The organism is Streptomyces sp. NBC_01717 (assembly GCF_036248255.1).
Classification (GTDB): domain Bacteria; phylum Actinomycetota; class Actinomycetes; order Streptomycetales; family Streptomycetaceae; genus Streptomyces.
Window position 1 is genome coordinate 8,940,219 of sequence record NZ_CP109178.1, and the last position, 18,675, is coordinate 8,958,893.

13 protein-coding genes and 1 pseudogene are annotated in these 18,675 nt (G+C 69.5%); 8 read left to right on the forward strand and 6 right to left on the reverse strand.

Annotated elements, in window-relative coordinates:
• Positions 1 to 179 precede the first annotated feature (179 nt).
• Positions 180 to 1,256, forward strand: a complete 1,077-nt coding sequence (locus OHB49_RS40410; RefSeq protein WP_329165928.1) for a glycerophosphodiester phosphodiesterase family protein — start codon at positions 180 to 182, stop codon at positions 1,254 to 1,256.
• An 84-nt stretch (positions 1,257 to 1,340) separates the two neighbouring features.
• Here the strand turns inward: OHB49_RS40410 and OHB49_RS40415 are convergent, their stop codons facing one another.
• The 3 genes from OHB49_RS40415 to OHB49_RS40425 all read right to left on the reverse strand — a co-directional run bounded on the left by OHB49_RS40415 (position 1,341) and on the right by OHB49_RS40425 (position 6,242).
• A complete protein-coding gene (locus tag OHB49_RS40415; RefSeq protein ID WP_329165929.1) occupies positions 1,341 to 2,240 on the reverse strand; it encodes a YihY/virulence factor BrkB family protein in 900 nt (299 codons plus the stop codon).
• A gap of 217 nt (positions 2,241 to 2,457) precedes the next feature.
• Positions 2,458 to 3,528 (reverse strand): mechanosensitive ion channel family protein, encoded by a 1,071-nt coding sequence (locus tag OHB49_RS40420; protein WP_329165930.1) that lies wholly within the window; start codon positions 3,526 to 3,528, stop codon positions 2,458 to 2,460.
• Between the two features lie 248 nt (positions 3,529 to 3,776).
• The gene (locus tag OHB49_RS40425; protein WP_443079619.1) at positions 3,777 to 6,242 is read right to left on the reverse strand and encodes an ATP-dependent Clp protease ATP-binding subunit; all 2,466 of its coding nucleotides are present in this window, start codon (positions 6,240 to 6,242) and stop codon (positions 3,777 to 3,779) included.
• A gap of 303 nt (positions 6,243 to 6,545) precedes the next feature.
• Here OHB49_RS40425 and OHB49_RS40430 point away from each other — a divergent pair, with 303 nt between their 5' ends.
• Both OHB49_RS40430 and OHB49_RS40435 read left to right on the forward strand, forming a co-directional pair.
• Complete coding sequence (locus OHB49_RS40430; protein ID WP_329165933.1) at positions 6,546 to 7,865, forward strand: acyltransferase family protein; 1,320 nt, start codon at positions 6,546 to 6,548, stop codon at positions 7,863 to 7,865.
• 324 nt (positions 7,866 to 8,189) lie between these two features.
• Complete coding sequence (locus tag OHB49_RS40435; protein WP_329165935.1) at positions 8,190 to 8,645, forward strand: hypothetical protein; 456 nt, start codon at positions 8,190 to 8,192, stop codon at positions 8,643 to 8,645.
• A gap of 306 nt (positions 8,646 to 8,951) precedes the next feature.
• On the opposite strand, the gene OHB49_RS40440 is transcribed toward OHB49_RS40435, so the two are convergent.
• Together OHB49_RS40440 and OHB49_RS40445 are read right to left on the reverse strand one after the other, a co-directional pair.
• A complete protein-coding gene (locus OHB49_RS40440; protein ID WP_329165936.1) occupies positions 8,952 to 11,012 on the reverse strand; it encodes a phosphocholine-specific phospholipase C in 2,061 nt (686 codons plus the stop codon).
• A 792-nt stretch (positions 11,013 to 11,804) separates the two neighbouring features.
• Positions 11,805 to 12,629: a GntR family transcriptional regulator gene (locus OHB49_RS40445; protein WP_078853075.1), complete on the reverse strand. Its 825-nt coding sequence runs from the start codon at positions 12,627 to 12,629 to the stop codon at positions 11,805 to 11,807.
• A 235-nt stretch (positions 12,630 to 12,864) separates the two neighbouring features.
• On the opposite strand from OHB49_RS40445, the gene OHB49_RS40450 reads away from it, so the two are divergent.
• The 5 genes and pseudogenes from OHB49_RS40450 to OHB49_RS40470 form a co-directional block, all read left to right on the forward strand.
• A complete protein-coding gene (locus OHB49_RS40450) occupies positions 12,865 to 14,019 on the forward strand; it encodes an ABC transporter substrate-binding protein (protein ID WP_030979846.1) in 1,155 nt (384 codons plus the stop codon).
• 8 nt (positions 14,020 to 14,027) lie between these two features.
• Positions 14,028 to 14,930: an ABC transporter permease gene (locus OHB49_RS40455; protein WP_030979847.1), complete on the forward strand. Its 903-nt coding sequence runs from the start codon at positions 14,028 to 14,030 to the stop codon at positions 14,928 to 14,930.
• Complete coding sequence (locus OHB49_RS40460) at positions 14,918 to 15,751, forward strand: ABC transporter permease (RefSeq protein ID WP_313935319.1); 834 nt, start codon at positions 14,918 to 14,920, stop codon at positions 15,749 to 15,751. The genes OHB49_RS40455 and OHB49_RS40460 overlap by 13 nt, the downstream gene beginning before the upstream one ends.
• Positions 15,752 to 15,759: 8 nt before the next feature.
• A complete protein-coding gene (locus OHB49_RS40465; RefSeq protein WP_329165941.1) occupies positions 15,760 to 16,842 on the forward strand; it encodes an ABC transporter ATP-binding protein in 1,083 nt (360 codons plus the stop codon).
• 102 nt (positions 16,843 to 16,944) lie between these two features.
• Positions 16,945 to 17,622 (forward strand): annotated as a pseudogene (locus OHB49_RS40470) (HAD family hydrolase); the annotation flags it as partial.
• 270 nt (positions 17,623 to 17,892) lie between these two features.
• Here the strand turns inward: OHB49_RS40470 and OHB49_RS40475 are convergent.
• On the reverse strand, positions 17,893 to 18,609 hold the full coding sequence (locus tag OHB49_RS40475; protein ID WP_329165944.1) for a CE1759 family FMN reductase: 717 nt from the start codon (positions 18,607 to 18,609) through the stop codon (positions 17,893 to 17,895).
• Between the last annotated feature and the right edge of the window lie 66 nt (positions 18,610 to 18,675).

Consider the following 18,675-nt stretch of genomic DNA (forward strand, 5'->3'; position numbering starts at 1 on the left):
TGGAATCAAACAGACGCCCCGAGCAAAACGCTCTTCTAGCGCGTTCGTCCTCCCTCCTGCATCAGAAGGGGCGATCGTTTTCCGGGCGTTCACGATGAACTCATCTCTGAGCTTCGTGCGATCCGGGGTTGCGGCTTAGCTTCGCAAGGTCCAGTTCGCCCGAAATAGACGAGGCATAGATGTCCCTGCGGCATGCAGTCGCCAGCCTAGCCGTCCTGCCCGTGCTCGCCGTTCCGGCGACCGCGCAGGCGGCCACGGCCCAGCACCACCACCACGTACCGCCCCAGAAGACTCATTTCGACCTGCAGGCCCACCGCGGCGGCCTCGGCCTGACCACCGAGGAGTCGCTGGAGGGCTTCGGCAAGGCTCTGCGCCTCGGCGTGAGCACCCTGGAGCTGGACACCCACATCACCAAGGACCAGAAGGTCGTGGTCAACCACGACCGCCAGATCAGCGCCCAGAAGTGCAAGGACACCGGTCCAGTGACGCCCGGTGACCCGATGTACCCGTATGTCGGCAAGTACATCAAGGACCTGACGCTGGCCCAGATCAAGAGCATGGACTGCGGCTACCAGCAGCTGCCCGGCTTCCCCGAGCAGGAGCAGGTCAAGGGCTTCCGCATGGTGGAGCTGAAGGACGTCCTCAACCTGGTCAAGAGCTACAAGGCCAAGAAGGTCAAGCTGAACATCGAGACCAAGGTGGAGGCCGGCGCGCCCGAGCAGACCGCACCGCGCGAGCTGTTCGTCCGCCGTGTCTTCGAGGAGATCCACCGTTCCGGGATCGAGAAGCAGGTCACCATCCAGTCCTTCGACTGGGGGTCGCTGAAGGAGATGCACAAGCTCGCGCCGTCGTACCCGCTGGTGGCGCTGACGAACTACGACTTCCTCCAGGTCGGCAAGCCCGGCGCCTCCCCGTGGCTCGGTGGCATCGACGCCGACGACTACGACGGCGACTTCGTCAAGGCCGCCGCTGCCGTCCCCGGTGTCACCGCGCTGTCCCCGAACTACGGTTTCCCGCAGAACGGCACGATCGCGGACCCGGCCTTCCGCTTCTACCCCGACAAGAAGATGATCTCCGAGGCCCATGAGCGCGGTCTGAAGGTCATCCCGTGGACCTGTGACGACCCCGCCACCATCGAGGCGCTCATGGACATGGGCATCGACGGGATCATCACCGACTACCCCAACCGCGTGCGGGACATCATGGCCGACCGCGGCATGCGCCTGCCCAAGGCCTACCCCGCGCCGCGTCACTGACGACCGGCACACCACGGACGTGTACGCCCCGGAGCACCCAGCTCCGGGGCGTACCCCGAAAAAAGACCGGCGCGGGTGACGCCGCTACGAGCGGCCCGGCGTCGGCCGCGCCAGTTCGACGTTGAACTGGGCGCCGGCCAGCAGAGCCAGATTGGTGAACCAGACCCAGATCAGGAAGACGACGAGCCCGGCGAGCGAGCCGTACAGCCGGCTGTACGAGCCGATGTGCGTGGCGTACAGGGCGAACCCGGCCGAGGCGACCAGCCACAGGAACGCGGCGAGCACCCCGCCGGGAAGGCCCCGCCGCAGACCCCTGGCCGACGCCGGTCCGGTGCGGAACAGCACCATGATCAGACAGGCCACCAGGAACACCAGGACGGGCCACTTCAGCACGGCCCACAGCGTTTCACTGGCATGTGCCAGGCCCAGCCGGTGCCCCAGCCAGCGGGCCAGCGGTCCGGTCAGCACCAGGGCGAACGCGCTGGTCATGAGCAGCAGCAGAAGTCCCACGGCGGTGGCCACGATGATGTGGGCCTTACGTAGCGCCGGCCGTTTGTCCCGCACCCCGTGCTGGGTGTGCAGCGCCCTGCGGAAGACGGCCAGGTAGCTGGAGGCGGACCACACGGCGCTGACGGTCCCCGTCGCGATGAGCAGCCACACGGCGCCGCGCTCGTGGGTCGCGGCCTCCAGCGGCTGGCGCAACGCGGCTCCGGACTCCGCCGGGGCGAACGCGGTGATGTCGGTGATCAGCGCGTCGGTGGCCCGGGGATTGGCCAGGCCGATCAGAGCGACGGTAACCAGCAGCGCCGGGAGCAGCGCGAGGATGGCGTAGTACGTCAGGGCGGCGGCCCAGTCCGAGAGGTCGTCCTTCCAGATCGACACAGGGGTACGGCACAGGGCGGACCGCCAGTGGGCGGCCCGCCCTGCAGGGCCGACCTGGCGGGGGACGCGTCCGGCGGCGGTTGCGGTGGTCTTGCTCGGCACGGCTGGTTCTCCGGGGGACGTGGTCAGGCGCGGCGCGGCCTGGCAGCGCCGGGGGAGGCAGCGGATCCCCCGGTGTATGGACATCCTTGCTACTACTTCCGCTTCTGCCACCGTCACCGGGTCGTACACCCGCCGCGTCCCGGAGCGTGGCGGCGGAGGTAGGTCGATGACCGCTGTCAGCACCACCGCCGCGGCGGTTGTCGGGGCTCGGGGCAGCTCACAAGCCGACGGTGCGCTGGTGTGGGATCGGCACCGGAGTCTCTCCCTGCTGCACCGCCACCGTCCGCATCGGGGCGGGAATCTTGATGCCTTCGGCCCGGTAGCGCTGGTGCAGGCGCTTGATGAACTCGTGCTTGATCAGGTACTGGTCGCTGAACTCACCGGCCCGAAGGATCACCGTGAAGTTGATCCTGGAATCCCCGAAGGTGTGGAACCGGACGGCCGGTTCATGGTCGGGGACGCCGCCGGTGATGTCGGTCATGACGCTCGCGACGACTTCGGCGGTCACGCGCTCGACGTGCTCCAGGTCGCTGTCGTAGCCGACTCCGACCTGGACCAGCACCGACATCTGCTGTTCCGGCCGGTTGAAGTTGGTCATATTGGTGCCGGCCAGTTGGGCGTTGGGGATGATCACCAGGTTGTTCGACAGCTGACGCACCACGGTATTACGCCAGTTGATGTCGACCACGTACCCTTCCTCGCCGCTGCTCAGCCGGATGTAGTCGCCGGGCTGCACCGTCTTCGAGGCGAGGATGTGCACGCCCGCGAACAGGTTGGCGAGAGTGTCCTGCAGCGCCAGAGCGACTGCGAGGCCGCCCACACCCAGTGCGGTGAGGAGCGGGGCGATGGAGACACCCAAGGTCTGCAGCACGACGAGAAAGCCCATCGCCAGCACCACGACGCGCGTGATGTTGACGAAGATGGTGGCCGACCCGGCCACCCCGGACCGGGACTGGGCGACGGACCGCACCAGACCGGTGATCACCCGGGCCGCGGTGAGTGTGGCTACCAGGATGAGCAGCACGGTCAGCGTCCGGTTGACGTTGCGTCCGACCTGCGAGGTCAGCGGGAGCACCGCGGCGGCCGCCGCCGCGCCCGCAGCTATCGCCGCCCAGGGCACCAGGGTCCGCAGAGAGTCGACGATGACGTCGTCCCCGCTCCACCGCGTCCTGCGCGCACGCTCTCCCAGCCACCGCAGGGCGGCGCGCAGCAGCAGTCCCGCCAGGACGCCGGCAGCCACCATGACCCCGGCGACGATCAGGTCGTGGAGTGTGAGTGCCCGGTTCACCGGTTGCCTCCCGTCGAGAGGCGGAGCGGTCCGGCGGCGGAATCCGTTGCCGGGCGCCGTATGTGATCTATTGTCACCTTGTGATACCTGCTTGATTCTCGGATCCGAAACGACCTTCCATCCTGCCGCATCCGGCGGGCAGGTCGGCACGCGGCCTCGGGTACCCCGTGTGATGACCCAAGGGGACACAAGGGCAGGTCGGGCGTGGCATCCAACAGTGGAAGCAGGCCGTTGCGCCGGACGGCTCCTCAGCCTTCCGAACCGTCGACGGTGCAGACGAGCTCGCCGTCCTGGGCGTCGCAGACGACTGTGTCGCCGGGGTTGAGCGCCCCGTCGAGCAGCATGTTCGACAGACGGTTGTCCAGCTCGGACTGAATCGTGCGGCGCAGCGGCCGGGCGCCGAACTCGGGCTGGTAGCCCCGGTTGACCAGCAGCTCCTTGGCCGTTTCGGTGACTTCCAGATCGATCTTCTGCGCGTGCAGTCTGCGGCGGCTGCGCTCCAGCAGCAGGTCGACGATCCGGATCAGATCCTTCCGGGTCAGGGCGTGGAAGACGACGATCTCATCGATCCTGTTGAGGAATTCGGGCCGGAAATGCGCCCGCAGCTCGGCCATGAGGTCGTCCCTGATCTCGTCGACCGAGCCCGAGTGGTCCAGGATGTGCTTCGACGCGATGTTGCTGGTCATGATGATCACGGTGTTGCGGAAGTCGACCGTGCGGCCCTGTGCGTCCGTGAGCCGCCCGTCGTCCATGACCTGGAGCAGCAGATTGAAGACGTCCGGGTGGGCCTTCTCCACCTCGTCGAAGAGCAGGACGCAGTAGGGCTTGCGGCGCACCGCCTCGGTGAGTTGCCCCGCTTCCTCGTAGCCGACGTATCCGGGCGGGGATCCGACGAGCCGGGAGACGGTGTGTTTCTCCTGGAACTCGCTCATGTCGAAGCGGACCATTCGGTCCTCGCCGCCGAACAGCAACTCTGCGACCGCCTTCGCGAGTTCGGTCTTGCCGACGCCGGTGGGGCCGAGGAAGAGGAAGCTGCCGGTGGGGCGGCCGGGGTCACCCATGCCCGCGCGGCCGCGGCGCACGGCCTGGGCCACGGCGGTGACCGCCTCGTCCTGCCCGATCACGCGCTTGTGGAGTGCCTCTTCGAGTTTCAGGAGCCGCTCGCGCTCGGTCTCGGTGAGCTGTGAGACAGGAATGCCGGTGCGCCTGGACAGTACTTCGGCGATGTCCTCGGCGGTGACGTCGGCGACCTCGGCCCGCTCCCCGCCGAGATCGGCGAGTCGGTGCCCCGTCTCCTGGATGAGCGATTTGAGCTCGGCCGCGCGCTCGAAGTCCTCGTTGCTGACCGCTTCGTCCTTCTCCCGGTTCAGCATGGTGAGCCGGTCCTTGAGCTCGGCGGCCTCGGTGCTGCCGCTCACGCCGCGCAGCGCCACCCGCGCTCCCGCCTGGTCGAGGAGGTCGATGGCCTTGTCGGGCAGGAAGCGGTCGGTGATGTAGCGGTCGGACAGCGCGGCCGCGGCGTCGATGGCCTCGTCGGTGATACGCACCTGGTGATGCGCTTCGTACGAGTCGCGCAGCCCGCGCAGGATCTCGACGGTCTCGTCCACGGTCGGCTCGCGCACCATCACGGGCTGGAATCGTCGTTCGAGGGCGGCGTCCTTCTCGATGTTCTTGCGGTACTCGTCGATGGTGGTCGCGCCGACGAGACTGAGATCTCCGCGGGCCAGCGCGGGCTTGAGGATGTTTCCGGCGTCCATGGCGCCTTCGCCTCCGCTCCCGGCGCCGACCATGGTGTGCAGTTCGTCGATGAACAGGATGATGTTCTTCTCCGCAGCGGTGACCTCGTCGATCACCTTCTTGAGCCGCTCCTCGAATTCGCCGCGGTACTTGGAGCCTGCGACGAGTCCGGCCATGTCGAGTGAGACGACCCGCCTGTCCTGCAGGGCCTTGGGCACGTCACCGGAGATGATCCTCTGCGCCAGCCCCTCCACGATGGCGGTCTTCCCGACGCCGGGGTCGCCGATGAGCACGGGATTGTTCTTGGACCGGCGGGAGAGGATCTCCACGGTCTGCTCGATCTCGTCGGCCCGGCCGACCACGGGATCGAGCCGCCCGCTGCGAGCCTCGTCGGTCAGATCACGCCCGTAGTCGTCGAGGGTCGGGGTGCTGCTGTGCCCGTCGGCCGCGGACCGCTGACCGCCGAGGCCCTCGCGCAGCGTCTGCGGGGAAGTCCCCTCGGAACGCAGCATCTGCGCGGCATCGGAACTCGGTTCCTCCAGCAGCGCACTGAGGATGTGCTCGGGGCCTATGTACGAAGCGCCGCTTGCCTGGGACCGAGCGTGAGCGGCCAGCAGAGCCCGTTTCGCGGAAGGCGTCAGGGCGGGCTCCCCGTTCCCGCTGCCTGAGGGCAGTAGCTCTTGCACGTCTGCCGCCAGCCTGTCCGGATCGACGCCGGCCTGTTCCAGCAGGCGGCGGGCCGGCGCCACCTGCGTGGCGGCCCACAGCAGATGCTCGGTGGTCAGGTCGGACCCGTCCTCCGCGGCCCGGGCGCCGGCAGCCGCCAGCAGTTCGTGCGAGGAGTCACTGAGGAGGCGGCCGATGGGCACGCGTTGTACGGCGGGCGGAGAGGCCGCCGGGCTCATTCCGAAGAAGCGATCGAAAAGGTCGGAAAACGGGTCGCCTGACCCGAAGGGAGAAGACGTCACAGTGCTCACCCGATCCGGCGCGGGCTGCCGCGGGCGCCACACGACCGCGTGCCCCCTGCTGTCGTCGATTGCCCGTACACGCCCAGTCTTCGCCAGGAGGGGCCATCGTGCGACCGGAGGAGATCAGGCACGATGGCGAGCCCGCGTGAGCGACCGGCCACGGATCGCAAGTGCTGCCCAGCCGGCAACTACCGTACGGAGTCGTTGCATCGCGGACTCCTGACACGGGAGTGATGTCGTACCGAGTACGAATTGGTTGCGGTCTCGACTTCCCACCGTGGTTCCATCGCCTCTGCGACAGCATGACGACGCATGAGCAGAGACCGCTATGTCGACTTCATGCGCGCGTGGGCCATCGTCCTGGTGGTGATGGGGCACTGGCTGATCACCGCCTTGGTCCCAGGACCAGGTGGGCAGATCACCGCGCCGGAGCTGCTGGCGACCATTCCCTGGACCCAGTGGCTGACCTTGGGGTTCCAGATCATGCCGTTGTTCTTCCTGGCCGGGGGGCACGCAGCGGGCGGTTCCTGGTCGCGGGTCCGTGAGACGGGTGGTACGGCCGCCGGGTGGGTCGGACGGCGGGCTTTGCGGCTACTGCTTCCGGCGGCCGTGTACAGCGGGCTGGTGCTGCTCGCCGTCGGGATCTGCTCGGCCGTCGGCGTGGACCCGGACACCCTCGCGTTGGTGGGGTGGGCGATGGCGATGCAGTTCTGGTTCCTGCCGGTGTATCTGCTCCTCAGCGCCCTGACTCCGTCGCTGCACGCGGCGCACCGGCGCTGGGGCCTGCTCGTTCCCGTGGCGATGGGCGCGGCCGCCCTGGCGGCCGACGCGTTGACGTTGGCGGTACGGGTGCCGTACGTCGGTCTACTCAACTATGTGCTGGTGTGGGGCGTGGCCTACCAGCTGGGCTTCTGCTGGCGCGACGGCCTGCTGACGGGGCGTCGACGGGTGCCGGTCGCGATGGCGGCGGGCGGGGGACTGGCCTTCGCGGCGCTGATCACGCTCGGGCCGTTCCCGGTCAGCCTGATCCTGGTGACCGGGCAGAACCCCAGCAACACCGATCCGCCGTCGGCGGCCATGCTGGCGTGGGCAGTGGCCCAGGTCGGCCTGTGTCTGCTTGCCGCGCCGGCGGTACGGCGGCTTCTGGACCGCGAGCGTGTGTGGCGGGCGGTACGCCATGTGGGCGGCGCCAGCATGACGCTGTATCTGTGGCACATGCTGCCGGTTCTGGTCGTTGCCGCCGCGTTCTACCTGACCGGGATCGCGCCCGAGCCCGCGTTCGGGTCCGCGGCATGGTGGGGGCTGCGGGTGCCTTGGCTGCTGGTTCTCGGCGTTGCCCTGGTCGGTGTTCTCCTGGCGCTGCGGCCGTTGGAGCGCCGGCAGGCGCTTCTGTACGAGCGAGTCCGGCCGGACATCGGCTTGCGCCGCTCTTGGCCGCTGTGGCTCGGCCTGGCGACAACCGTTGCCGCGCTGAGTTGGTTCGCCATGCGGGGCTTCGCATATGGCGGCCGCTTTCCTGTGCTGCCCGCGCTGAGCCTGGCGGTGGGCACGACGCTGGTGATGGCCCGCCGACGGACGACGGTGCACCGAACCACCGATGAGTCCAAGAACACCTTGAGGAAGGCCGCCTGACGCCATGTCGGGTCGGCATCCGGGTCCGTTGTGATGCCGGCCGGGCAACTACTCATGCAGGTCTGAGTAGTTGCCCTCAGGTGCGGGGTGGTCGTGGTCTTCTACCGTCCGATTCATGTGCTCGGTTCGGGGTCTCACCAGTGATTTCGCCGTTGTGTTGCCGGGTGCCTGCTGTCCGAGCGCCCGCTGGGTCGAGGGAGGGAGCAGCGGATGCTGAGGAAGTGCTCCGTTCCTTCGGTTCTGTGGCTCACCGGCGCTCTGCTGGCCGTGGGCCTGTCCGTGGTCGGTCACCGAGTGTGGGAGGGAGAGCCGTATCCGGGGGTTGTGCCTGACCAGGTTGCGGTACGGCTCAAGGGGGAGGCTCAGCGGGTGTACGAGGAAGTGGCGCTGCCTGGGCGGCCTGGCGTGAATTCCAGTGGTGTGGAAACGGGCACGTGTTACTACCGGGGGCTGCGGTCCATCGCCCACATCGACGAAGGCCGCAGCGACGTGCGCAGCTTTGTTCTCGAGTGGCGGGTGACAGACGTCCCGCGAAGCACCGCCCGTGCCGGCCAGGAGCGCGTACGCCGACGGCTGGAGCACGAGGGCTGGAGGCTCACCGGCGAGAACGTCTCCGACATGGGGTTCCGCTTCGAGCACCCGGACACCGACGACATGGTCGCCGTGGACTGGTACGAGCCCACCGGGACGCTCGCCGTCAGTGCCTACGCCCCGTGCGGGAAGCTCCCGGCCGGCTTCGACGAGTACGCATGGCCGGAGTCCGAATGGAGCGCCGGGTGACCGCCGCGCGGAGACGGACCGGCACGTCCCCCTCAGATGACAGCTAGGGCCTCTCGTTTGGATCATGCTGGGCTCGCGGGGGTCTGGCACGCACATCTGCGGCGTTGTCGTCAGTTTTCCCCGAGCTCTCGGCTTCGCTCGAGCAGGGGACGCCCCATTCGCTCCGCGTGGGGTCCCTCCTCCGCCTTGCAGCTGCACGCTCCGGACCCCGCTCCCTGATCCAGCCTGATCCAAACGAAAGACCTTGGTGGAGCGGCGTCGGCCGCGGTCCGGTGGTACCGGGCCGCGGCCGGAACGGCAGCGGGGTCAGCGGGCGGAGAAGGCCGGGTCGCTGGTGCTCGCGTGGCCGCTCTCCACGTGGGCGGCAAGGCGGCGCACGAAGGTGCCGTCGTGGTCGGCGGTCACGGTCAGGTCGTACCAGCCATGGGTACGCTCGGTCCTGGCCGAGTGCACCACGTGGGCGCCGGGGCGCAGCCGGTAGGTGGCCGGCTTGTGCTTGCCGTACTCGTCCTTGATCGTGAGCGTGACGGTGCTGCGGCCGTCGTTGGTCAGGACGAGGCGCACGGCTCCGTCCTTGCTGTCGTGTCGGGCGCCGACCTCGGGGCCTGCGGCGGTGACCTTGCCGGCGAACTGGCGCAGGAAGCCGTTGGGACCGTGGACGGTGAAGTCGTAGGCGCCGTGCGAGTTCGCGGAGACGTTCCAGACGCCGGACAGCGAGTGCCCCGAACCGACGGTGTACGTCCACGGGCCGGAGGCGTCCGTCGCGGAGGTGACCAGGAAGCCGGCGCCGGCCTTGCCGTGGGAGGCGAAGTCGATCCGCAGCGAGCCCGCGGCGCCGACCTTGCCATCGACCGCGAGGTCGTACGGGATGGGTCGGGCGGGGCGCAGACCGTGCTCCTGGCGGGGCAGCGCGCCCTTGGCCGGCGGCGTCGGCACGTAGTCGGGGTGCCGGTCACCGTCCGGCGGCAGGTAGCCGGTGGTGTCGGGCAGGTGCGGCGTGTGGCTGTCCTTGTGCCGGAAGTCGAACGCCGTGGTCAGGTCACCGCAGACGGCACGGCGCCAGGGGGAGATGTTGGGCTCCGTCACGCCGAAGCGGCGCTCCATGAACTGGATGATCGACGTGTGGTCGAAGGTCTGGGAGCAGACGTAGCCGCCCTTGCTCCACGGCGACACCACGAACATCGGGACGCGCTGACCTAGGCCGTACGCCCCCGCCGGGCGGCCGCTGTCGCCCGCGTACAGGTCGCCGCTGACGTCGACGGTGGACTTGCCCTGCGCGGCCGAGCCGGCCGGGAAGGGCGGCACGACGTGGTCGAAGAAGCCGTCGTTCTCGTCGTAGGTGATGAACAGCGCTGTCTTGCTCCACACATCGGGGTTGGAGGTGAGCGCGTCCAGAACCTGCGAGATGTACCAGGCACCGTAGTTGGCGGGCCAGTTCGGGTGCTCGGTGAAGGCCTCGGGCGCGACGATCCACGAGACCTCGGGCAGCTTGCCGGCCTTCACGTCGGCACGGAGGATGTCGAAGAAGCCCTCGCCCTTGCGTGCGTCGGTGCCGGTGCGGGCCTTGTCGTACAGCGGGTCGCCGGGCTTGGCGTTGCGGTACTGGTCGAAGTACAGCAGCGAGTTGTCGCCGTAGTTGCCTCGGTAGGCGTCCCCGATCCAGCCCCAGCCGCCGTCCGCGTCGAGGCCGTCGCCGATGTCCTGGTAGATCTTCCAGGAGACGTCGGCGTTCTCCAGCCGCTCCGGGTACGTGGTCCAGGCGTAGCCCGCCTCGTCGTTGCCGAGGACCGGGCCGCCGCCCTTGCCGTCGTTGCCGGTGTAACCCGTCCACATGTAGTAGCGGTTCGGGTCGGTGGAGCCCATGAACGAGCAGTGGTAGGCGTCGCAGACCGTGAAGGCGTCGGCGAGCGCGTAGTGGAACGGTATGTCCTCACGGGTCAGGTGCGCCATCGTCGTGGCGGACTTGGCCGGGATCCACTTGTCGTACTTGCCCTTGTTGAAGGCGGCCTGGGTGTCGTTCCAGCCGTGCGGCAGGTCCTCCAGGAAGGCCAGGCCGAGGTCCTTGGCGTCCGGGTGGAAGGGCAGGATCTCCTTGGTGCCGTCCGACTGGTGCCAGACCGGCTTGCCGCTCGGCAGCGTCACCGGGCGCGGGTCCCCGAAGCCCCGAACGCCGCGCAGCGCGCCGAGGTAGTGGTCGAAGGAACGGTTCTCCTGCATCAGGACGACAATGTGCTCGACGTCCTTGATGGAGCCCGTCCTGCGGTGCGCGGGGATCTCCGCCGCGCGAGCGATGCTGGTGGACAGAGCGGACAGAGCAGCGGTGCCGCCCGCAAGTTGCATGAACCGTCTGCGGTCGATGGCATTCATGAAGAGCATGTCTCCCGGAAAATCCGTAGGCCGTAAAGAGTGCAGCGGCCAGCATTTCCCAACTTGTTCAAACAAGTGGCGGCGTAGAAGCGAACCATTCGGGAAACCTGTCCCAACCCGGCGCGTGACCGGGGGCAGGGCTGACCGGGTCGAAGCGTGCCGAATGCCGGGAACACCCCACCAGGGCAAGGCTGTTGTCCTGGGCCGCAGTGTGCGGCGTAAAACGCCGGCGGCCCTGGCTCCGGTCACCGTCCCGTCGCGCATGACCCCCGCCCGCTGGGTGGAGCGCAGCGTGTGAGCTCTGCTCGTCGGCGAATCAGGCCCGGGTGAACGTCATCCGCACCTCGCTGCACGCTGCGGACCTCGGACGCAGGCGAAGGCCGGCAGCAGGGATCGCCGCGTTCCTGGGCAGCATTCAGGAGGCCTTGGGTGAGCTGGAGTTCTCGTGCAGATTCGCTGCGTGGAGCCATCTGCCATGCGGAACCGGGCCTCAGTTGCCGGCAGAGGACGTCGACCTGTCTCCCTCCGCAGGCGCCGCCACGGACGGCAGCGGAGGGCACTTGAGCGGATGTTCTCAATCGGCAGGCGCGGTCGGGACCGACGAGACGGGACAGGTCACCTGCACCACGTCGATCCTCTCGGGGCGAGCCGGTCCATGTGCCGGCGGATGGGTCGGGTGCCTGCGCCTACCGGTGGCTTCTACGGGGCGAATCGGCGCGCGAGTGCGGTAGCGCGTGCGCGTGCCGGGCGTCGCAGGGCGGGCGGGACGTCACGGTCATGCCTGGGCCCGGGTCATGCCTGGGCCCGGAGGCCGAGAACCGGTGCGACCCCGGCCCGGCGGCCCCCGGCTGTCTTCGCGGGACTCGCCGGCGTCGCGCCCGGGCCGGTGCGACGGGCCAGTGCGTTGTTGCCTATCGAGTTGTGGACGCTGAAGCTCACCGCGTCGGAGCAGTACCGGTCGTCGGACCACTCGACGGGGCGGCCCTCGCGGGTGGTCGTGACCCGGCGCACCCGCAGCAGCGGACTCGTCCGGCGCACGCCCAGCAGTTCGGCGTCCTGCGCTCCGGCCGCCACCGCGTCGATCAGATGCTCACCGTACGCGAAGACCAACCCCGAGTCCTCGAACAGCCGTTGCGTCACCGATGGACAGTCCGCCTCGATGCGCTCCACGGCCGGGGCGATCCAGTCCGCGTACACCGTCCGTTCCAGCAGCACCGGTTCGCCGTCCAGGCCGCGCAGCCGCAGGACGTGGAGCACCGGCACGCCGACCGGCATCTGGAGGCGTACCGCGTCCTGGGCGGTCGTGGGGCGGTACTGCGAGGACACCACCCGGCCCGTCGCCGTGCGGCCCATCGCGCGCGCCCACTGGGCGAAGCTGCGCAGCTCGGCGAAGCTCTGATTGCGGCGGCTGGCGAGCACCACGCGCCGCGCGCCCTGCCGGGACCCGATCAGACCCTCCGACGTCAGGGCGGCGACTGCCTGGCGGACGGTGCCGCGCGAGACGCCGTAGCGTGCAGCGAGTTCTGTCTCCGGGAGCAGCCGGCTGCCCACCGCGTACTCCTCGCGATCGATCGCCTGGCGCAACTCCTCGGCGATCTCCTCGTGTCGGGCTGTCATGGTCCCCTCTCGTGCTGTGCGCAGTGTGCAGGTGAACCAGCGTAGACGAGAACAGGAAGGGGGTCGTTCTCCTGGAGGGCATCCGGCAAGTGTCCAGGAGAGTGGCGGTCACAGTTGCCCCTCTGTTAACCGTGGCGTCATGGAGGGCGTGCCTACTGAGGTCAACTTGTTCAAACAAGTTCTCTGTCGAGCCCCGGCGGGCATCTCCGCCCGGGGCGCCACACCAGGAGAGATCGTGACGTTGCCCCTGTCCAGGATCGCCGTTCTCACCGGCGGCCTCGCCGTCGCCGCACTCAGCCTCAGCGCCTGTGGCGCAGCCACCAGCCAGTCCGCCACCACCCCGGACGGCAAGAAGGCCGCCACCGCCACCTCCGCGACGGACTTCGGCGGCATGGACGCCCTCGTCGCCGCGGCGAAGAAGGAGGGCACGCTGCACGCCATGGCTCTGCCCCGCGACTGGGCCAACTACGGCGCGCTGATCGACGGCTTCACCAAGAAGTACGGCATCAAGATCGAGGTCGAGAACCCCGACGGCAGCAGCCAGGACGAGATCAACGCGGTCACCTCGCGCAAGGGCCAGGACCGTGCCCCCGACGTGCTGGACCTGGGCAGCTCGTTCGCCCTGAGCGGGGCCCAGCAGGGTCTGTTCGCGTCGTACAAGGTCGCCTCGTACGACGACATCCCGGCCGCGCAGAAGGACCCGCAGGCACGCTGGTACAACGACTACGGCGGCTACGTCTCCATCGGCTGCGACGCCAAGCGCGTCAAGCACTGCCCCACCACCTTCAAGGACCTCCTCAAGCCCGAGTACAAGGGCCAGGTCGCGCTCAACGGCAACCCGACCAAGTCCGGCTCCGCGTTCGGCGGCGTCTACGCGGCGGCCCTGGCGAACGGCGGTTCCCTCGACGATGTCCAGCCGGGACTGGACTTCTTCGCCGAGCTGAAGAAGAACGGGAACTACACGCCGGTCGAGTCGACCCCGGCGACCGTCGAGAAGGGCGAGACGCCCATCAGTATCGACTGGGACTACCTCAACGCCGGCTATGCCGACGAGTTCAAGAGCAAGGGCGTCGACTGGAAGGTCTCCGTCCCGTCCGACGGCCGGTACGCGCAGTACTACTCGCAGGCCATCACCAAGGACGCGCCGCACCCCGCCGCCGCCCGCCTCTGGCAGGAGTACCTGTACAGCGCCGAGGGCCAGAACCTCTGGCTCAAGGGCTACGCCCGCCCGGCGCTGATGCCGGCCATGGACAAGGCGGGGACGCTCGACAAGGACGCGGCCGCCAAGCTGCCCGAGGTCTCCGGCGCGGTCACGTTCCCGACCGAGGCCCAGCAGAACAAGGCCAAGGGCGTCATCGCCCAGGGCTGGGGCAAGGCCGTCTCGGGATGACCTCCGGCATGACTGTCACTTCCGCGCCGCCCCCCGTCGTCGCTGCGCCCGGCGCCGCCGCCTCGGGGCGGCGCCGGAGCGCCGGGTGGCTCGCCGTCGTTCCGTTGCTCGTCTTCGTGGCGATCGCCTTCGGTGTCCCGGCCCTGGCCATGCTGAACGGCGCCTTCACCGTCAAGGACCCGGCCACCGGCGCCACCTCCTACACCACCGCCAATCTGACCGCGTCGCTGCACGGCGCCTATCTGACAGCGCTCCTGGGCAGCGTCAAGCTGTCCGCCGTCTCGGCGGCCATCGCCATGCTCCTCGGGCTGTTGCTCGCCCAGGCCGTGGTGGTCTCCCGCTTCCGCGCACTGCGCGAGGCCGTACTCACCGCCTCCGGGGTGCTCGCGAACTTCGGCGGTGTGCCACTCGCCTTCGCCTTCGTCGCGACGCTCGGCAACTCCGGTGTCCTCACAACGCACCTGGGCCTCGCCGACGCGGGCTGGACCCTGTACAGCTTCTGGGGCCTGACCCTCACGTACCTCTACTTCCTGATCCCGCTGATGGTCCTCACCATCACGCCCGCCCTCGACGGGCTGCGCTCCCAGTGGCGCGAGGCCGCCCGGAACAACGGCGCCACACATGCCCAGTACTGGCGGCACGTCGCCCTCCCGGTGCTCGCGCCGTCGTTGCTCGGTGGCCTGGTGCTGCTGTTCGGCAGCGCGTTCGCCGCCTACGCCACTGCGGCCGCGATGGTCGGTAGCTCGGTGCCGCTGGTCACCCTGCAGATCGCCGACGCCATCTCCGGCAACGTCCTGGTCGGCCAGGAGAACGTGGCTCTGGCACTCAGCCTCGACATGGTCCTCGTCGCGGGCCTGGTGATGGCCGTGTACCTGCCCCTGCAACGACGGAGCGCGCGATGGCTCGCCTGAACACCACCTTCCGCCCCGGGCGGGCCGCGGTCCTCGCCGTCGCCGGGCTCTACTTCCTGGTGCCGCTGGCAGCCTCCGTGATCTTCACGGTCGACGTGCCGGGTCAGGGACTGAACGTCGACGCGTACGCGCAGATCCTCGGCACCGACGGCTTCCTGCCCAGCCTGGTGCTCTCCCTCGAACTGGCCGCCGCCACGATCGCTGTCGTTCTGCTGCTGATGGTGCCCGCCATGGTCGCGTTGCGGCTCGGCGCACCCCGGCTGCGGCCCGTGGTCGAGGTCATCTGCTCGCTGCCGCTGATCGTCCCGCCGATCGCGTTCGTCGCCGGGATCGGAACAGTCCTCAAGTGGGGTCCCGAGTACCTCGCGACGACGCCGCTCTTCCAGACGTTCGTCGCGCTCCAGAACCCGGACTTCCCGATCGTGCTCGTCCTCGCCTACGTGGTGATGGCTCTGCCGTTCGTCCACCGTGCCCTCGACGCGGGGCTGCGCGCCGTCGACGTGCGCACGCTCGTCGAGGCCGCCCGCAGTTGCGGCGCGGGCTGGCCGCAGGCCCTCGTCCGCGCCGTGCTGCCGAACCTCCGCGGCGCGCTGCTGAACGCGGCGTTCCTCACGCTGGCACTCGTGCTGGGGGAGTTCACGGTCGCCCAGCTCCTCGGCTTCCAGCCGTTCGCCGTGTGGATCTACAGCATCGGCGGCTCCCAGGCCCAGATGTCCGTCGCCGTGTCCGTGCTCAGCCTGTTCCTGACCTGGGCACTCCTCCTGGCGGTCGCCACCCTCGGCGGCCGCCGCGCCCCCTCCCGTACCGCATCCCAGGGATGACCTCCACCATGACGATCAACACGCTGGAGAAGGCCGCCACGACCGGCGCCGCAACCGTCGAATTCCGTGGCATGCGACGCAAGTTCGGCGCGACCGTCGCCCTCGACGGCCTCGACCTGACCGCGCGGCCCGGAGAACTCCTCGCCCTGCTCGGCCCGTCCGGCTGCGGCAAGACCACCGCACTGCGCGTGCTCGCCGGGTTCGAACACCCGGACTCCGGCGAGGTACTCGTCGACGGCGAGGACGTGACCCGGGTGCCGGCCCACCGCCGCGACGCCGGGATGGTCTTCCAGTCGTACAGCCTTTTCCCGCACCTCACCGCGCTCGACAACGTCGCGTTCGGGATGCGCATGCGCAAGGTCCGTACGGCCGAGCGGCGCGCCCGCGCCGCCGAGCTGCTGGAGCTGGTAGGCCTCGGGGATACGGGTGAACGCTTCCCGCACCAGCTCTCCGGCGGGCAGCAGCAGCGCATCGCGCTCGCCCGCGCGCTCGCGCTGCGCCCGCGGGTCCTGCTGCTCGACGAACCGCTGTCCGCGCTCGACGCCAAGGTACGGCTGACGCTCCGCGAGGAGATCCGCCGCCTGCAGCAGGAACTCGCCATCACCACACTCTTTGTGACGCACGATCAGGAAGAGGCACTCTCGATGGCCGACCGCGTCGCCGTGATGCGCGCGGGGCGGCTGGAGCAGTGCGCTGCCCCCGCCGAGCTGTACGCGCGGCCCGCCACTGCGTTCGTCGCCGAGTTCGTCGGCACCATGAGCCGGATCCCGGGCGTCCTCGACGCCGAGCGCACGACGGTGGCGGTCCTCGGACGACGGCTGCCCGTGGACGGCGACCCGGGCGAGGGCAACGACGTGGACGTCCTCGTACGACCCGAAAGCGTCCGGCTCACCGCGGACGACATGGGCGACGCCAGGGTCGTCGCCACCGCCTTCCTCGGCGCCGTCACCCGCGTCACCGTCCGCCTCGCCGACGGCACCGAGGCCAAGGCCGACCTGCGGACGCACGAGGCGGCGGTACTCGCCGCCGGCACCGCCGTGACCGTGATGCTCCCGGACCGGCCGGTGCTGGTCGCGGCGCGGCGCCACTGACCCGGCGCCGCCGCATCCGACTGCCCGCAGGACGTGCTGCAGGCGTACTGCCCTGCAGCACGTCAGCACCCGCCCTACGTCAACCCGCTGAAAGAGACCTCTGTGAAGCACCCTCGCACCACGCCCGTCCAGCCGTCGCTGCTGGAGGCCGTGCTGTTCGACATGGACGGCACCCTCGTGGACACCGAGCAGCTGTGGTGGGGGGCCGTCGACGAGGTGGCTGCCGGGTTGGGGTACGCACTCACCGAGGCCGACCAGCCCGATGTGCTGGGCCGCCCCGTGGAGCACACGGCGAAGGCACTCGGCCTGGCCGCCGGCGCGCCGGTCGACGCGGTCGCCGCCGAGCTCCACAGGGAATTCGCGGCCCGGGTGCGCGCCGACGTCGTGCCGCGCCCCGGCGCGGTCGAGCTGCTCGTGGCGCTGCGCAGCGAGGGCGTTCCCACCGCCCTGGTCACGGCCTCGCCGCGGCACGTCGCCGATACCGTCGTGAAGGCCCTGGAGGCTTTGGGCGCGGGCCGGTTCACCACCACCGTCACCGCCGACGACACGCTCCGCACGAAACCCGACCCCGACCCGTACCTCGCCGCCTGCCAAGCCCTGGGTGTGGCCCCGGGCGCCTGTGTGGCCGTGGAAGACACTCCCACGGGCGTCGCCTCGGCGGAGGCGGCGGGCTGCCATGTCCTCGCGGTCCCGTCCGTCGCACCGATCGAACCGAGGGACCGGCGCACGGTTCTCGGGAGCCTGGAGGAGGCGTCCTTCGGGCTGCTGAGTGCGCTGGTGCGCGCCGGGGTGCCGGGGCCGCGTGCGCTCACCGAGCCGACGCCGGCTCAGGGGAGGCGCGCCCTGGGCCCGGCCCGCTGAAGCTGGGCGCGGTGGTGGGCGCGGGGACCGACTTGGAAAGCGACGCTTCCACTTGTCCTTGTACGTAGTTGACGCGATGCCCGTCACCAGGCCTCGGCACCGGGGCGCTGTGGGCCCCCCTGCAACAGACCACGGCCGTCGCGCAGCGGTGTTCCCGGTCGGCGCTTCCGTCGGTGGGTATGCGCGCTGTCACGCAGTTCCGCCGGCGGCGAGTCGCATGAGGTCGGTGGTGAAGTCGACGTCGTCGGCGGTGTGTTCGGCGCGGGTGGCGTTGCCGCCGAATTGGTGTTGGTAGCCGGTCCAGGCGCTGTCGGCGATCGACCGCCCGACGCCGCTGCGCAGCAGGAGTACGAGTTCGGTGGCGGCGCGTTGGATCCGGTCGCCGAGCGCGGCCTGCCCCCAGTCCTCGGGAGCGGCGAAGAGGGAGGTGGGCACGGGAAGAGCGCGCAGGAAGGCGAACAGGGGCCGGAGTTGCTCGTCGACCACCATGGCGTGCCGGGATGTGCCCGCGGTGGCGGCGAGGATGACCGGTTTGGCGATGAGCAGGTCGTTGTCGAGGATGTCGGCGAAAGACTTCAACAGTCCACTGATGCCTGCCTTGTATACGGGTGTGCTGACGATAACGGCGTCGGCAGCGGCAAGGCGTTCGAACACGGTCTTGAGGCGCTCACCGGGGAATCCGGAGACGATCGCCTGGGCGGTGTCGACCGCGAGCGGTCCGAGTTCGATGACGCCGACGGTCGCGGACCTGCCGGATTCGAGGAGCAGGTCGAGAACTTTTTGCGCGGTGCGATCCGCGAGGAGACGGGTGGACGAGGGGTCGCTCACACCGGCGCTGACGACGACGAGGCGCAAGGGGTCCTCCGGTTCGGCGGAATCGTGCGGGTCGGTGGTGGTGAGGCTCATGCGGGGTTCTCTTCCTCTTCCTTCGGCGCGGTGGATGTCGCTGCCTCGTCCTCGGCGGTCTCGAGG

What these genes read in the sequence shown, in the direction of transcription:
- OHB49_RS40410 (WP_329165928.1), top strand. Translation starts at nt 180, where the DNA reads ATGTCCCTGCGGCATGCAGTCGCCAGCCTAGCCGTCCTGCCCGTGCTC.
- OHB49_RS40430 (WP_329165933.1), top strand. Translation starts at nt 6,546, where the DNA reads ATGAGCAGAGACCGCTATGTCGACTTCATGCGCGCGTGGGCCATCGTC.
- OHB49_RS40440 (WP_329165936.1), bottom strand. Translation starts at nt 11,012, where the DNA reads ATGAATGCCATCGACCGCAGACGGTTCATGCAACTTGCGGGCGGCACC.
- OHB49_RS40445 (WP_078853075.1), bottom strand. Translation starts at nt 12,629, where the DNA reads ATGACAGCCCGACACGAGGAGATCGCCGAGGAGTTGCGCCAGGCGATC.
- OHB49_RS40455 (WP_030979847.1), top strand. Translation starts at nt 14,028, where the DNA reads ATGACTGTCACTTCCGCGCCGCCCCCCGTCGTCGCTGCGCCCGGCGCC.
- OHB49_RS40460 (WP_313935319.1), top strand. Translation starts at nt 14,918, where the DNA reads ATGGCTCGCCTGAACACCACCTTCCGCCCCGGGCGGGCCGCGGTCCTC.
- OHB49_RS40465 (WP_329165941.1), top strand. Translation starts at nt 15,760, where the DNA reads ATGACGATCAACACGCTGGAGAAGGCCGCCACGACCGGCGCCGCAACC.
- OHB49_RS40475 (WP_329165944.1), bottom strand. Translation starts at nt 18,609, where the DNA reads ATGAGCCTCACCACCACCGACCCGCACGATTCCGCCGAACCGGAGGAC.